The sequence below is a fragment of the Nonomuraea sp. NEAU-A123 genome (genome assembly GCF_018603905.1).
In the GTDB taxonomy this organism is placed as follows: Bacteria; Actinomycetota; Actinomycetes; order Streptosporangiales; family Streptosporangiaceae; genus Nonomuraea.
Map to the genome: position 1 here is coordinate 253,600 of NZ_JAHFZZ010000011.1, position 14,108 is coordinate 267,707.

The window sequence follows — 14,108 nt, forward strand, 5'->3', positions numbered from 1 at the left end:
ATGCGTCAGATCCGGGTCCGCAAGCGCCCCATCCGCACCACAGACGACCGGCCAGATCTGCGGACGCCGTCAGGACGGCGGCTGCCGTACTGATCTATGAACCATATTGAACCCCCTCAGAAGGAACGCCGGAGTCGATCGGGTCACCGCCGAGATCGGCCCGGCGTTCCCTTCTGATCTCGGGCAGCGGTCATTCGGTGTCGGACTGCTTGATCGCATAGGTGATCGCGCGCTCCACCCCGAGCCGCGACCCTTGGCGGAAGACCGCCGAGAACACCCGCCCACCCAGTTCTTCACGTGCCCGCGCCATGCACTGCTCGTGCCCGCGCACGTGCGGGAACAGCCGGGTCGGCGAGGCGCCCATCGCCCGCCACAGCGGGTGGGCGGCGCCGAGTATCCGGGCCGCGCGCTCATACCGGCCCTGCGCGCAGGCGGTCCAGGCCAGGACCTCCAGGCATTGCGTGAGGCCCCACCGGTCGTTGATCAAGCTCCGCGACTCGGTCGCCTCCCTCATCAGGGACTCGGTCCTGCGCCAGTCACCCTGGTTCCACGCGGCGATGCCCAAGGCGAACAGCGCGTACCCGCGTGACACCTGGGCCTGCCGCGCCTCGGACAGCGCGAGGAACCGCTCGCTCAGGCTGATGCCGAGCTCCGGCACCTCGGCCGAGCCATAGGCGGCGGCATAGAAGAGATTGATGCTGGCGGCGTCGATATCGCCGCCGGCCAGGTGTCCGGCGCGCGCCTCCTCCAGGAGCGCGAGACCTTGCTTGGGATCACCTGCCGAGAACGCGGCGATGCCCGATACCTGGGTGGCGAACGCGAGAGCCGACGTGTCACCCAGCCGCCGGGCCACATCATGACATTCCGCGAGCCGCGGCATGGCCGTCTTCAGGTCGCCCTGATGGAGGGCGAGCAGGCCGTCGACCCACAGGGCGTTGGCCCGCTCGGTGCTCGCCTCCGGCACGAGTCGCAGGCCACGCTCCAGCCAGTGCCGGCCCTCGGTGATGGAGCCGGCGATGATCCAGAAGATCCACAGCGCCGAGGCGATCTCCAGCCCCACAGCGGGCCGGCCGGCCCGGCCGAAGCACAGGTCGAGCGCGACGCGCACGTTGGGACTCTCCAGTTGCAACGTCCTGAGGCCCTCGAGCTGACGGGGGGAGAGCCGATCCAACCGGTGCCGCTCGACCACGCGCCGGTAGTGCTCGATGTAGCGGCTGCCCAGCACCTTCGTCTCGGCGGAGGTCAGCCGCTCACGGCCGTACGCGCGGATGCTCTCGAGCATGTGGTAGCGCACCCCGAGCTCTCGCTGCTGCGCGATGAGCACGGATTTGTCCACCAGACCGGTGATCAGGTCGATGACGTCCGGCTGGTCGATCTCCGCTCCCGAGCAGATCGCCTCCGCCGCCTCCAGCTCGATGCCACCGGCGAACATCGACAGCCGGCTCCACAACCGCTGCTCGGCCGCGGAACACAGCCCGAAACTCCAGTCCAGGGTCCCGCGCAGCGACTGGTGCCGTGGCAGCGGGGAGGGGGCGTTCGCGGCCGGCACCTCGAAGTGTTGGTCCAGTTCCCGCATCAGCTGCTCCACCGGCGTCGTACGCAGCCGTACCGCGGCCAGCTCGATCGCCAGCGGGATGCCCTCAAGGCGCTGGGACAGCCGGGCCACCGTCTCGGCGTTGGCCGTGTCGACGGCGAACTCGGGTTGTACCTGAGCCGCTCGCTCCGCGAACAGGCGGACCGCGTCGTGGCGGAGGATGTCGCGTATCGCGGCGCCGGGGTCCGGTACCGACAGTGGCGGCACGTTCAGCACCTGCTCGCCGTACACGCCGAGCGCCTGCCGGCTGGTCGCCAGGATCCGCAGCCGCGGGGCGCCGCGCAGCAGCGAGCCCGTCAGGTGGGCACACGCCTCCAGCAGGTGCTCGCAGTTGTCCAGCACCAGGAGCATCCGTCGGTCGGCCAGGTAGTTCACCAGCGTGGTCATGGAGGAGGGGGCCATCTCCCGCAAGCCGAGCGCGGCGGCGACGGTCGGCTCCAGAAGGTCGCTGTCCTCGAGAGAGGCCAGCTCGACCAGCTCCACCCCGTGCGCGAACGTCCGCCGCAGGGCCTTGGCCACCTGCATGGCCAGCCGGGTCTTGCCGACTCCGCCGGTGCCCGTCAGGGTCAGCAACCGGGTGCCGCCCAGCATGCGCCGCACCGCCGACATCTCGTGCCTGCGCCCGATGAGGCCGGGTATGTCTACCAATGGACTCGACATGGTCGGCTCTTGGTGCCTGTCACCACCACATTCACCCTGCGTCGTAGGCGGGTCACCTGATGCTTCGGTAACCGCGCCATCACCACCAGGTTATGTCCACACGTCCAGATTCACCACCGCGCCATCGGCCCTGTGCGTATGAATCGGCCTGGGCATAATCTGGATAGTGAGAGGCCCGGATACCGTGCAGCGGTGACCTGCTGACCGGGCCGACAAGAAGGCGTCGATGGCAACGGTGGTAGCGGGCAACTCCCGGCGGCAGCAGATCGGCTGGCTGCCGGCCGAGGTGACGAGTTTCGTCGGACGTCGGCACGAGGTGGCCGAGGTCAAACAGCTCCTGTCCACATCCCGTGCGGTGACCCTGCTCGGCGTGGGCGGGGTGGGCAAGACCCGGCTGGCCCTGCGCGTGGGGAACGAGGTGCGGCGGGCGTTCCGCGACGGCGTCTGGCTGGTCGAACTCGCCGCGCTGACGGATCCGGACCTGCTCGCCCAGGTCGTGGCCGAGGCCCTGGAGATTCGCGACCATACCGTCTGTTCGCCCATGCAGGTGCTCATCGGGCATCTGCGCGACAAGCAGACGCTGCTGATCCTCGACAACTGCGAGCACCTGGTCAACGAGTGCGCCGTGGTGGCCGAGACGCTCCTGCGTGCCGCCCCTGAGCTGCGGATCCTGGCGACCAGCCGACAGGCGTTGGGGATCACCGGCGAGCAGACGCTGCCCGTGCCGACGCTTCCGCTGCCGGTCTCCGACCATCCGGGGATGCCCATCGAGGCGCTCATGCAGTGCGACGCGCTGCAGCTGTTCACGGAGCGGGCCCGGGCCATCCTGCCGACGTTCGCCATCACCGAGGACAATCAGGACGCCGTGCTGCGGATCTGCCGCCGGTTGGACGGCCTGCCGCTGGCCATCGAGCTGGCGGCGGTCCGGCTGCGGGCGCTTTCGGTCGGGCAGCTACTCGACCGGCTGGACGACCGGTTCCGGCTGCTCACCGCGGGGTCGCGGGCGACGCTGCCCCGCCACCAGACGCTCCGCGCGATGATCGACTGGAGCTTCAGCCTGTGTTCGGAGCGGGAGCGGCTGCTGTGGGAGCGCGCGTCGGTGTTCGCCGGCAGCCTGGATCTGGAGGCGGCGGAGGCGGTCTGCTCCGGCGACGGCCTCAGCCGCGAGGACGTCATCGACCTGGTGATCGGCCTGGTCGACAAGTCCGTCTTCCTGCGGGAGGAGCACCGTCCCGGCGTGCGGTACCGGCTTCTGGACACGATCCGTGAGTACGGCCGCGAACGGCTCATCGCCTCGGGCCAGGAGATGGCGCTGCAACGGCGACACCGCGACTACTACCGGGCAGTGGCGGCCCGGGCGCGGGCCGAATTGTTCGGCCCGTCGCAGGTGACCTGGTTCACCCGGCTGCAGCTCGAACACGCCAACCTGCGTACCGCTCTCGAAAGCTACTACGGCGACTCGGAGGAGGTCAGGGCCGGCCTGGGCATGGCCGCCGACCTGCTCTATCACTGGATCACCAGCTACTACCTCGCCGAAGGCCGGCGTTGGCTGGGCCGGGGGCTGGTCCTGGACACCGAACCGGGCGAGGTACGCGCCAGGGCGCTGTGGGCCAACAGCTGGCTGGCCATCATCCAGGCCGACATCACCTCCGCCACGGCCATGCTGGACGAGTGCCGGGCTCTGGGGGAGCAGTTGGGGGACGAGCTGGTCCGCGGCTATGTCGCGCTCTATTCGGGCATGACCGCCATGTACCGCGGCGACACCGAATCGGCGATCAGCCTCTACGAAGAGGCGGTGGCGCGGCACCGCACCACCGAGGACCCGGTCGGTCTGGCCCTGGCCCTCATCCGGCTGTCCCTCGCGCACTCGTACCTGGGCGACTCGTCGCAGGCCATCGCCCTGGGCGAAGACTGCCTGGCCGTGTGCGACGCCTACGGGGAGGGCTGGCACAAGGCGTACACGATGATGGCGCTCGGCGTGGAGGTGTGGCGGCAGGGAGACCTCCACCGCGCGACCGAACTCGAGAAGCAGAGCCTGATCTTCAATCGCTCGCTCGACGATCCGCTGGGTGTCGGGGTCAATCTCGAGGTGCTGGCCTGGATCGCCGCGACGGAGAGGCATTACCCGCGGGCCGCCCGGCTGCTGGGGATCCTGGAGACCGTCTGGCGGTCGATCGGCGCGCCACTGTCCGGGTTCGGGCACCTGGTGCGCTATCACGACGAATGCGAGAGCCGTACGCGCCATGCTCTCGGAGACTCGGCCTTCGACGCCGCGGTCAAGCGAGGTGCCCGGCTCTCCTACGATGAGGCGCTCGGCTACGCGCTCCAGGAGGACACTCCCCCCGACGAGAAGGCGCAGGCGGACCCGGCGCGGCTCACCCGCCGCGAGAGGGAGATCGCCGCGCTGGTCGCCCAAGGGATGACCAACAAGCAGATCGCCGCGGCACTGGTGATCGCCCAGCGCACCGCCGAAGCGCACATCGAGCACATCCTCAACAAACTCGGTTTCAACTCACGCGCCCAGATCGCCGTGTGGGTCGGGGATCAGGCCCGAGCCGCGGATGAGGAGTCCGGGGACGCGCGCGGTTGACCGAATCCGGTTGGTTCATCGTCCCCTGGGGCTTTTCGGGCCACCTGTCTGCGGCGTAGCTTGCTGTCGTTGGGCATAATCGAAGAGCTATTCGACCTGTGGAGGATGCAACGCATGAGTGACGAGGCCCGGTGGTCCGCAGGTATCGATTCCAGCACACCAAACCTCGCTCGCATGCACGATTACTTCATCGGGGGCAAGGACAACTTCGCCGTCGACCGAGAGGCGGCGGAGGCGGTGCTGGCCACCGCGCCGGAAGTGCGCGTCATGGCACAAGAGCACCAGGCGTTCCACGTACGCGTGATCCGGTTTCTCGTGGAGCAGGGCCTCACCCAGTTCATCAACCTGGGCTCGGGGCTCCCCAGCGACCTCAACACGCACGAACTGGTCCGATCCCGCACCCCCGACGCCCGTGTGGTCTACGTCGACAACGACCCGGTGGTGCTCGCGCACGGCAGGGCGATCCTCGCCAAGGGGCCCAGGACCGCCGTCGTCAAGGGCGGCATCATGCACCCCGCCGCACTGCTCGCCGACCCCGACCTGCGCGAGGTGATCGACCTCGACCAGCCGGTGGCGGTGCTGCTGTTCGGCGTCCTGCAGTACATCCCCGACGGCAGCGACCCCTTCCGGCGCGTGGCCGAGCTGCGTGACGCGCTGCCGGTCGGCAGCCACATCGTCATCACGCATGTCGTCTTCGACTCCCGCCCGGAGGCCGCGGAGCCGATCGTCAGCATCTACCGGAAAATGCTGGGCCAGGCCGATGGCGGCGCCCGTACGCGCGAGACGGTGCTGCCCTTCTTCGACGGACTCGAACTGGTCGATCCCGGTCTGGTGTACGTCCGTGAGTGGCAGCCCGACAGCCCATTCCTGTCCGAGCGGCCGGACAAGGCGTGGGTGATCGTCGGCGTCGGCCGCAAGACCGGGCCGGCGCCTCGCCCCTAGCTCAGCGCCGGTCGAAGGTCAGGTGCAGCTCGGCAGGGCTGCCGAAGGGCACGCCGGCCTGACGCGGGATGTCGGCGCCCTCCTCAAGCCGGAAGTTCGTCGCCTGCTTGAGCAGTTCCTCGAAGGCGATCATCAGTTGAATCCGGGCGAAGTGCTGGCCGAGGCAGCGATGCACACCCGCCCCGAACGCCAGGTGCGGGTTGAGATGCCGGTCGAAGACCAGTTCGTCGGGGCGGTCGAAGCGCGCGGCATCGCGATTGCCCGAGTAGAACTGCACGACGACCCGATCTCCGGGTTTCAACGGGGTTCCGGCGAGTTCGGTGTCCTGAGTCACCGTACGGGCCATGAACGCCACGGTCGTCTCGAAGCGCAGGAACTCATCCAGCGGCCCGCGCCACCAGACCGGGGTCCGCAGGATCGGCTCGACATCCTCGCGGGTGGCCAGATGATAGGCGATGTTGACGATCGCGCCGCGCGTCGTGTCCAGGCCACCGAGCAGCAGCGTGGTGACGATCGCCACCTGTTCCCCGGCGGTCAGGGGCCGCCCGTCGATGCTCGCCCCGGCCAGGGCGCCGAGGACATTCCGGTCGGCCGCCGACCGGTCGCCGGCCTCGGCGATCGCCTCCATCGCCAGCAGGGCGACCGCTTCGAACGTCTCGGGCGTGCTCTCGATCGCGCACCGCTTGACCGCCGCCACCCCCCGGCTCATCAGCTCCACATTGTCGGTGGCGAAGACGACCCGGGCCAGTGACCCGGCGATGAAGGGCACCGAGTAGTCACGCGCCATCTCCAGGCGGCCGTCGCCGATGAAGCCCGCTATGGCGTCCCGGGCGATCTCGCGCAACTGATCCTCGTAGCGGAGCAGGGATGAGCGCGAGAAGTAGTGGTCGAGGAGCCTGCGGTACTGACGGTGCTCCGGCGGGTCGACATCCAGCGGGATCAGGCGGACCGGTACGCCGCGCAGCCCCGGCTGCGCCGAACTGAAGATCGCCGGTCGCAGGCAGACCGCGCGGACGTCCTCGTAGCGGGTGACCAGGTAGTAGCCACCGTCGCTGTGCGTGTGCACGACCGGGCATTCCTTGCGCGCGACGGCCAGCGCCGCGAGGAGATGTTCGCGCTGGTCGTCGGCGAATAAATCGATGTTCGCCAGGATGTCCACCGCCGATGCGGTCATCTTTCCTCCACAAGGCGCCAACGACCAAGCTCCGCGGCACCACTCCGCGAGAGCTCACACCCGTCATTAGACCGCGTAGCGCCCATTTGACCAAGCGCCCGCGGACAGTACGTGAATCGACAACCATGTACGGCCCGGCGGCATTCACATGGGCTTAGGGACGCTCTGGGCGGGAAGACCGGACGCACGGGGTTGACAATCAGTCACTGGAGTCGTCATGGTCACTTCGCGAGGCGTCTTCAGACGCAAACCGGTGGAACAGATCGCCACCGAACACGAGGGCGAACTGTCCAGGTCACTCGGTCTGTGGCAGCTCACCGCCATCGGCGTGGGCGGCATCATCGGGGCGGGGATCTTCGCCCTGGCCGGCGCGGTCGCCAACCAGACCGCCGGACCGGCCGTGCTCGTGTCGTTCCTCATCGCCGGGGTCGCCAGCGCCGCCGCGGCGCTCTCGTACGCCGAGTTCGCCGGAATGATCCCGAAGGCGGGGTCCGCCTACACCTACGGGTACGCGGTCCTGGGGGAGATCGTCGGCTGGTTCATCGGCTGGGACCTGCTGCTGGAGTACACCGCGATCGTCGCGGTGGTGGCCATCGGCATCTCCGGCTACTTCGGCTTCCTCGTTCAGGAGCTCGGGTTCCGGCTGCCCGCGTGGATGCTCGGCGCGCCCGGCACCGGCGCGGGACACGTGGTGGACCTGTTCGCGGTGCTCTTGTGCCTGCTCATCGCCTTCCTGCTGAACCTCGGCATCCGCGCCGCGGCCAGGTTCGAGACGATCGTGGTGAGCATCAAGGTCGCCGTCGTGCTGCTGGTGATCGTGGTCGGCTTCTTCCACATCAACACCGCCAACTACCACCCCTTCTTCCCGTTCGGGATCGGCGGGGCGATCACCGGGGCCGCCACCGTGTTCTTCGCGGTGTTCGGCTACGACGCGATGAGCACCGCGGCCGAGGAGTCGCGGGACGCGCGGCGGCACATGCCGAAGGCGATCATCTACTCGCTGGCCATCTCCATGGTGCTGTACGTGCTGGCCACGCTGGTGCTCACCGGCATGCAGAACTACCGTCAGATCGACCCGGAGAGCGGTTTCTCCTCGGCGTTCGCCTCGGTCGGGCTGTCCGGGCTGGCGTCCGTGATCGCGGTGGGGGCGATCGTGGGCATCCTCACGGTCATGTTCACCTTCATGCTCGGCGTCACCCGGGTCTGGTTCTCGATGAGCCGGGACGGGCTGCTGCCGCAGTGGTTCGCCAAGCTGCACCCGGTGCGGCGGGTGCCGTCGCGGGTCACCTGGATCGTGGGCGCCGCCTCGGCGGCGATCGCCGGGTTCCTGCCTATCCGGGAGGCGGCCGAGCTGACGAACATCGGGATCCTGCTGGCGTTCGTGGTCGTCTGCGTGGCGGTGATCGTGCTCCGCTATCGGCAGCCCGACCTGCCCCGCTCGTTCAGGACACCGGGAATGCCGGTGGTGCCGGCTGTCGGGGTGCTCTTCAGCCTCTGGCTGATCACTTTTCTGGACCCGGTCACGTGGCTGCGGTTCGTCGTCTGGTTCGTGCTCGGGCTGATCGTGTACTTCGCTTACGGCCGCCGGCACTCTGTGCTGGAGTCGCAATAGCTGTCCGGTATGACAACAGCCCCAGGCTCAGATGAGCTGGGGCTGTAGTGGTGGACGATACTGGGATTGAACCAGTGACCTCTTCCGTGTCAGGGAAGCGCTCTCCCGCTGAGCTAATCGTCCTTGTCGAGTTAGAGAAACTCCGAGCGGAAGACGGGATTCGAACCCGCGACCCTCACCTTGGCAAGGTGATGCTCTACCACTGAGCCACTTCCGCGTGGTGCTACACGTCAACTTTAGCGGACCCGCGAGGGTCCGCTGTCCGGCGACCGAGGTGGAGACGGGATTTGAACCCGTGTAGACGGCTTTGCAGGCCGCTGCCTCGCCTCTCGGCCACTCCACCAGGAGATTGCACTCCGAGCGGAAGACGGGATTCGAACCCGCGACCCTCACCTTGGCAAGGTGATGCTCTACCACTGAGCCACTTCCGCGTGTTTCCGGCGATGACCGGCCACGGGAAAACCATATCGCCTTCGGAGAGTGCACGTGTGCGGTGAGCGGGCGTGCGGGTGAGATTCAGTGGGTCACACGGACGTCCTTGGCCATGACGTACATGACCCGGTGGCCGAACTGGATCTGGTGGTAGCGGGCCTTGCCCTTGACCATGACGTGTCCGGCCGGGTTGAAGGAGCCCGCCGCTTGGTACGTGCCGTGCAGCGTGAGGCCGAGCGAGTAGTACTGGCCGGGCTGGATGACGTAATTGAGCGGGATCGGGGCCTGGTAGGTGACGCCCCTGCGGCGATACGCGGGTTGTCCGGGGTAGGCGAGGCCGTACACCTTGACGTGCTTCCTGAGCGGAGTGACCAGCGGGCCTCTCGCCGGGAGGGCGGTGGGGGCGGAGGCGGGGTTGTAGAACCAGGCCTTGCTGCCCAGGTACCAGATGGCCGTCCAGTCGCCCGCCCTGCCCGCCACGGCGTATCGCTGGCCGGTCGAGGCGCGGGCGCTGTGGTCGTAGACGCTGTACGTGCTGGGCTTGCCGACGCGTTTGCCGATGTCGTCGACGAGCGGGGCGTCTTCACGGGGCTCCGTGCGCAGCCACACCGTGGAGGCGCCGTGCGGGGGACAGGACTTGCCGGACTTGCCGGATTTGGCGGTGCAGCCGGTGAATTGCGGCTGATTGGCGTCGTAGTTGGGGTGGATGATGACTGACGTGCCCTTCTTGGCTGCTTTGAGGGGGTGGCCCAGCAGGTCGAAGTAGTGTGCCCAGTCCCAGTACGGGCCCGGGTCCTCGTGCATGGACGAGACGGTTGTCGGGTTCGAGCCCGGTACGTTGTCGTGGCCGAGGATGTGTGCGCGGTCGAGTGGAATGTGGTGTTTGGCGGCCAGATATTTCACGAGTTTGGCCGACGCGATGTACATGGCCTCGGTGTACCAGGTGCCGCCTTTGGCCAGGTAGCCCTCGTGTTCGATGCCGATGGAGCGGGCGTTGACGTCCCAGTTGCCGGAGTGCCAGGCGATGTCCTTTGTGCGTACGTGCTGGGCGACATGTCCGTCGCTGGAGCGGATCGTGTAGTGCCAGCTCACGTACTCCGGATCGTGCACCATCGACGGGACGCCCGCGTAGGTGCCCTCGGTGTCGTGGATCACGATGTAGTCGATGCGTCTGGGGTGGTTCAGGGTGTCGTGGTTGCCGTAGCCGCCCTTGTCGGTGCGTTTGTAGGCGGCGGGCATCCACTCGCAGGCCAGCTCGGCGGGGCATTCGATGTTCGGGTTTCTGGGCGGGGTGGGGGAACTCGCGTGGCCGTCACGTGCCGCCGGCCGGTCCGCGTCGGGTTCGGGGGGCGGCAGCGGGTCTCCCTGGGAGGAGAACTGCGTCAGACTGGCGGGTCGCCCTGAGCTGGCCGTGGGCCGCGTCTCGTCGGCCGTGGATCGCCCCAGGCTGGTCGTGGGCCGTGTCTGGTCGGTCGTAGTTCGCCCTGTGCTGGCTGTGGGCCGTGTCTGGTCGGTCGTGGGTCGCGCCGAGTCGGCTGCGGGTTGCGTCTGGTCGGTCATGGGCCGCCCTGGGCCGACTGCGGGTTGCGTCTCGTCCGCCGGGGGCCGCGCCGGGTTGCTTGCGGGCTGCGTCTGGTCGGAAGCGGGCAGCGCTGGGTGGTGCGCGTCGGTTTCGGGGGAAGCTGAGGGATCTCTATCGGTGTCGGGTGACGTTGGAGCGCTGGCCGCTACGTCGGCTGCCGAGTGGCTCGCGTCTGGGTCGAGCGGGCTGGGGTCGAGAAGGCTGGGACCGAGAGGGTGGGGGTCGAGAAGGCTGGGACCGAGAGGGTGGGGGTGGAGAGGGTTGGGGCGTGCGGGTGGGAAGAGGGCGGGGATGGCCGCCAGTCGTACCGGCTGCCCGTCGTCCGTGCGGCGGGCGGCTCCGGTGCGGATCACCGCGAACACCTCGTCGGCGAAGGCGCGAGCCGCCTGCGGGCCGGGTGCGCCCGAGTAGCGGGCGACCGCGTCGTACCAGTCGGCGGGGTTCGCGCTGGGCCGTCGCCGGTAGGAGGCGAGGACGGCGGCGCCGCCCCGGATGTTCGCGGCGGGATCGGTACGCAGTCGTGCGGGCGGCAGCCCGGTGAGCCGCTGCGCGAGCCGCAGCGGCGCCTCCACGAGATGCATCGGCCCGTAACCTCCGGCCACGCTGGGCGCCCCGGCGTTCGCGTCCCACTGGGACTCCAGGTACGACACGCCCAGCAGCACGCTCTCCGGCACCCTGAACTCCCGCGCCGCCGCCGCGAAGTCATCCTGACGCCTCAAGTCGGCCTGACGCTCCCCATCGGCCTGATGCCCTACGTCGGCCTGACGTCTCACGTCAGCCCGTTGCCCCACGTCAGCCTGAGGCCCCACGTCAGCCCGAGGCCCCCGACCGCCTTGGCTCGGCAGTCCGGGAACGGCGACGGCGGACGCGGTGAGACCGACGACGACCCACAGCAACATGGCGACCCCCACGGAAAGGCACAGCGACGCTACACACCGTAACCATTCCCTGATAGGGGTGTGTCAGACGGGGCGGATGATACGGACGAGGTCGGCGAGGTCGGCGGCGAATTCGGCGTCCAGGTCGGCGGGCGAGTCGAGATGGGCCAACAGCCGCTGATGCGCGGGAAAGTCGCCCCGGGCCCGGCGTGACCGGATGCCGTCACCGGACGCCGAGAACCGCCCATTGGCCTCGGACGTCGCGAAACCGAGCACGAACGTGGTGATCAGGCGCTCGATCCTCGGCACGTCGGCGTCGGGCACGCCCGCGTCGATCAGCGCCTGGTAGATCAAGTCCACCACCGCGACCGCGTCCGGCGTGACCGAGGGCCGGGCGAACAGCAGCGGGAAGACGCCGGGATGATCGCGGGCCAGCCGCCTGGTGGCCCAGGCGAACGCGCCGAGCCGCTGATCCCACGACTCACCCGGCAGAGCCTGCGGGAGGCTCGTCAGCAACCGCCCGACGAGCCCGTCCAGCAACTCATTCTTATTCCGGAAATATCCGTAAATGGCCATGGGTGTCACGCCGATGCGTTCGGCGACCGCTCGCATGGTCAGGGCGTCGAGCCCGTGCTCGTCGGCGATCGCGAGGGCGGCGTCGAGAATTTCCGGTTGCCGTTCGGTCTTGAGTTTCCGCACCGTGTCAGTCTACGCTGTAGAGCAGTCTACAACGTAGACCGGGGAGAGGTAGGGGACATGCTCAAGGCGACGGGACTCGTCAAGCGCTTCCAGGAGGTGACCGCGCTGGACGGCTTCTGCCTGGAAGTCGTGCCGGGGGAGATCGCGGGCCTGGTCGGCCACAACGGCGCGGGCAAGACGACCTTCTTCGAGATCGCCTCGGGTCTCATCAGCCCCGAGTCCGGAAATATCGTGATAAAGGGTCAGATGGGGGTGGCGCCGCAGCAGCTCGCGCTCTACCCGAGCGTCACCGTCCGCGAGACGCTGCGCTTCTTCGGCGGCCTGGCCGGGCTGCGCCGTACGGCGCTCAAGCGGGCCATCGACCGGATCGCCGAGGAGATGCTGCTGACGGGCGAGCTCGACCGGCGGGTGGGCATCCTGTCCGGCGGCCAGCAGCGCCGCACCCAGGCCGCCACCGCGCTGGTCGCCGCCCCCGCCGTCCTGCTGCTGGACGAGCCGACGGTCGGCGCCGACCCCGAGACACGAGCCGCCCTTCTGGCGGCCGTCCGCCGCCGGGCGAAGAACGGCGCCACGGTCGTCTACGCCACCCACTACCTGCCCGAACTGTCCGAGCTGGACGCCACGATCGCGGTCGCCAAGAGTGGCCGGGTGATCGCCAGAGGCACCGGCGAAGAGCTGCTCAAGGGCCTGCCGGGCGAGGTGCGGGTGACTCTCGACGGCGACGAGGAACTCGCCGTCACCACGGCCGACCCCACGGCCGCGCTCGCCGAACTGCTGCGCGGCCTCGACCGGCCGGTGCGCGCCATCGACATCCGCCAGCCGTCGCTCGACGACCTCTACAAGGAGCTGTCCCATGTCGCGTGACTCGCTCCACCGCATCGCGGTGCTGGTCAGACACAACGTGCTGCTCCGCAGGCGTGACCCGGCCCACCTGGTCAGCTACCTGGTGATGCCGATGGTGCTCATGCTGGTCTTCAAGTCGATGCTCGGCCGGCCCGCGCAGGTGGTCACCGGGATGCTGGTGATGTTCTCGGTGCTGTCGATGGCCGACGTGGCGATAGCCGTGCTGACCGAGCGCGTCTGGCACACCTGGGACCGGATCAGGGCGACCAGGGCGCGCGTGCCCGAGCTGATCATCGGCAAGACCCTGCCCGTCTTCGCCATCCTGGCCATCCAGCAGGTCGTCCTGCTCGGCTACGGGATCCTCGTGGTGGGCATGCGGCCCTCGGGGCCGCTATGGCCGCTCGGGCTGGCCGTCGCCGCGTGGTGCTTCGCCCTGCTCGGCGTGGGTACGGCACTGGCCGCGGTGGTACGCAGCCACGGCGAGCTCAGCACACTCTGCAACATCGGCGCGCTGTCGGTCAGCGCGCTGGGCGGGGCGCTGGTGCCGTTCGCGCTGATGCCGCCGTGGGCGCAGGCCATCGCGCCGTTCTCACCGGGCTACTGGGCGACGACCATGCTGCAGGCCGCGGTACGCGGCGACGTGTCCGGCACGGCGGGCCCCGCGGCCGTGCTCGTCGCCCTCGGCGCGGCGGCCGGAGCCTTCGCCTGCCGGCGCCTGGGCCGAGGATGGGGCCGTTCGGTCATGCGGTAAGAGCATATCCTGCCCGATTTCGGGCAGGATATTGGCATGTCGTATCCCGGCTGCGTAGTGTCCTCGTCTGTGTCCCCGGCACGGCATCCCTTCGAAGACCTCGTCGCCCATCTCGTCAGGACCAGCGGTCTCGGTCCCGGTGAGGCGGCGCGCGTGGTCGCCGACGTGCTGTCGTACTTCTCCGAGCCGGTCGAGGAGTTCGTCCGGCGGCGGCACGGCGAGCTGAAGTCCCGCGGCCTCACCAACGACGAGATCTTCCCCCGGGTCGCCGCGGAGCTGCGCGGGCGCCGGGTGGCACCGCCGGAGCTGTCGCTCCGGCAACTGCGCCGGATCGTGTACGGATAAAACGTA

General features: G+C 68.9%; 10 protein-coding genes and 4 tRNA genes. 6 read left to right on the plus strand and 8 right to left on the minus strand.

Annotated features, from left to right (window positions below; genetic code table 11):
- Positions 1-190: 190 nt before the first annotated feature.
- A complete protein-coding gene (locus KLK06_RS32905) occupies positions 191-2,254 on the minus strand; it encodes an NB-ARC domain-containing protein (protein WP_214638958.1) in 2,064 nt (687 codons plus the stop codon).
- A gap of 226 nt (positions 2,255-2,480) precedes the next feature.
- Between KLK06_RS32905 and KLK06_RS32910 the strand changes: the two genes are divergently transcribed.
- Entirely contained in the window at positions 2,481-4,844 is a 2,364-nt protein-coding gene (locus KLK06_RS32910) for a LuxR C-terminal-related transcriptional regulator (protein ID WP_214638957.1), read from the plus strand.
- A 114-nt stretch (positions 4,845-4,958) separates the two neighbouring features.
- On the plus strand, positions 4,959-5,786 hold the full coding sequence (locus tag KLK06_RS32915) for an SAM-dependent methyltransferase (RefSeq protein WP_214638956.1): 828 nt from the start codon (positions 4,959-4,961) through the stop codon (positions 5,784-5,786).
- Between the two features lies 1 nt (position 5,787).
- Here KLK06_RS32915 and KLK06_RS32920 read toward each other — a convergent pair whose 3' ends face one another.
- A complete protein-coding gene (locus tag KLK06_RS32920) occupies positions 5,788-6,960 on the minus strand; it encodes a cytochrome P450 (protein ID WP_214638955.1) in 1,173 nt (390 codons plus the stop codon).
- 217 nt (positions 6,961-7,177) lie between these two features.
- Here KLK06_RS32920 and KLK06_RS32925 point away from each other — a divergent pair, with 217 nt between their 5' ends.
- Positions 7,178-8,572: an amino acid permease gene (locus tag KLK06_RS32925; protein ID WP_214638954.1), complete on the plus strand. Its 1,395-nt coding sequence runs from the start codon at positions 7,178-7,180 to the stop codon at positions 8,570-8,572.
- A gap of 48 nt (positions 8,573-8,620) precedes the next feature.
- Here KLK06_RS32925 and KLK06_RS32930 read toward each other — a convergent pair.
- From KLK06_RS32930 to KLK06_RS32960, 6 genes are all read right to left on the minus strand, one after another.
- Positions 8,621-8,695, minus strand: a tRNA-Val gene (locus KLK06_RS32930).
- A 22-nt stretch (positions 8,696-8,717) separates the two neighbouring features.
- Positions 8,718-8,789: transfer RNA gene (locus KLK06_RS32935), tRNA-Gly, on the minus strand.
- Positions 8,790-8,844: 55 nt separating this feature from the next.
- A tRNA-Cys gene (locus KLK06_RS32940) sits at positions 8,845-8,915 on the minus strand.
- 16 nt (positions 8,916-8,931) lie between these two features.
- Positions 8,932-9,003, minus strand: a tRNA-Gly gene (locus KLK06_RS32945).
- 85 nt (positions 9,004-9,088) lie between these two features.
- A complete protein-coding gene (locus KLK06_RS32950) occupies positions 9,089-11,305 on the minus strand; it encodes an N-acetylmuramoyl-L-alanine amidase (protein WP_250906184.1) in 2,217 nt (738 codons plus the stop codon).
- A gap of 243 nt (positions 11,306-11,548) precedes the next feature.
- A complete protein-coding gene (locus KLK06_RS32960) occupies positions 11,549-12,163 on the minus strand; it encodes a TetR/AcrR family transcriptional regulator (protein WP_214638953.1) in 615 nt (204 codons plus the stop codon).
- 57 nt (positions 12,164-12,220) lie between these two features.
- Between KLK06_RS32960 and KLK06_RS32965 the strand changes: the two genes are divergently transcribed.
- From KLK06_RS32965 to KLK06_RS32975, 3 genes are read left to right on the plus strand one after another with little or no spacing between them, the layout of a single operon-like run.
- Complete coding sequence (locus KLK06_RS32965; RefSeq protein WP_214638952.1) at positions 12,221-13,027, plus strand: ABC transporter ATP-binding protein; 807 nt, start codon at positions 12,221-12,223, stop codon at positions 13,025-13,027.
- Positions 13,017-13,757 carry an ABC transporter permease gene (locus tag KLK06_RS32970; protein WP_214638951.1) on the plus strand — a complete coding sequence of 247 codons (741 nt, stop codon included), beginning with the start codon at positions 13,017-13,019 and terminating at the stop codon, positions 13,755-13,757. Before KLK06_RS32965 ends, KLK06_RS32970 begins: the two co-directional genes overlap by 11 nt.
- A 36-nt stretch (positions 13,758-13,793) precedes the next feature.
- The gene (locus KLK06_RS32975) at positions 13,794-14,102 is read left to right on the plus strand and encodes a hypothetical protein (protein ID WP_214638950.1); all 309 of its coding nucleotides are present in this window, start codon (positions 13,794-13,796) and stop codon (positions 14,100-14,102) included.
- Positions 14,103-14,108: the final 6 nt, after the last annotated feature.

Coding starts and splice junctions, on each gene's coding strand:
- KLK06_RS32970 (WP_214638951.1), top strand. CDS start 13,017: ATGTCGCGTGACTCGCTCCACCGCATCGCGGTGCTGGTCAGACACAAC.
- KLK06_RS32915 (WP_214638956.1), top strand. CDS start 4,959: ATGAGTGACGAGGCCCGGTGGTCCGCAGGTATCGATTCCAGCACACCA.
- KLK06_RS32925 (WP_214638954.1), top strand. CDS start 7,178: ATGGTCACTTCGCGAGGCGTCTTCAGACGCAAACCGGTGGAACAGATC.
- KLK06_RS32910 (WP_214638957.1), top strand. CDS start 2,481: ATGGCAACGGTGGTAGCGGGCAACTCCCGGCGGCAGCAGATCGGCTGG.
- KLK06_RS32965 (WP_214638952.1), top strand. CDS start 12,221: ATGCTCAAGGCGACGGGACTCGTCAAGCGCTTCCAGGAGGTGACCGCG.
- KLK06_RS32975 (WP_214638950.1), top strand. CDS start 13,794: ATGTCGTATCCCGGCTGCGTAGTGTCCTCGTCTGTGTCCCCGGCACGG.
- KLK06_RS32920 (WP_214638955.1), bottom strand. CDS start 6,960: ATGACCGCATCGGCGGTGGACATCCTGGCGAACATCGATTTATTCGCC.
- KLK06_RS32905 (WP_214638958.1), bottom strand. CDS start 2,254: ATGTCGAGTCCATTGGTAGACATACCCGGCCTCATCGGGCGCAGGCAC.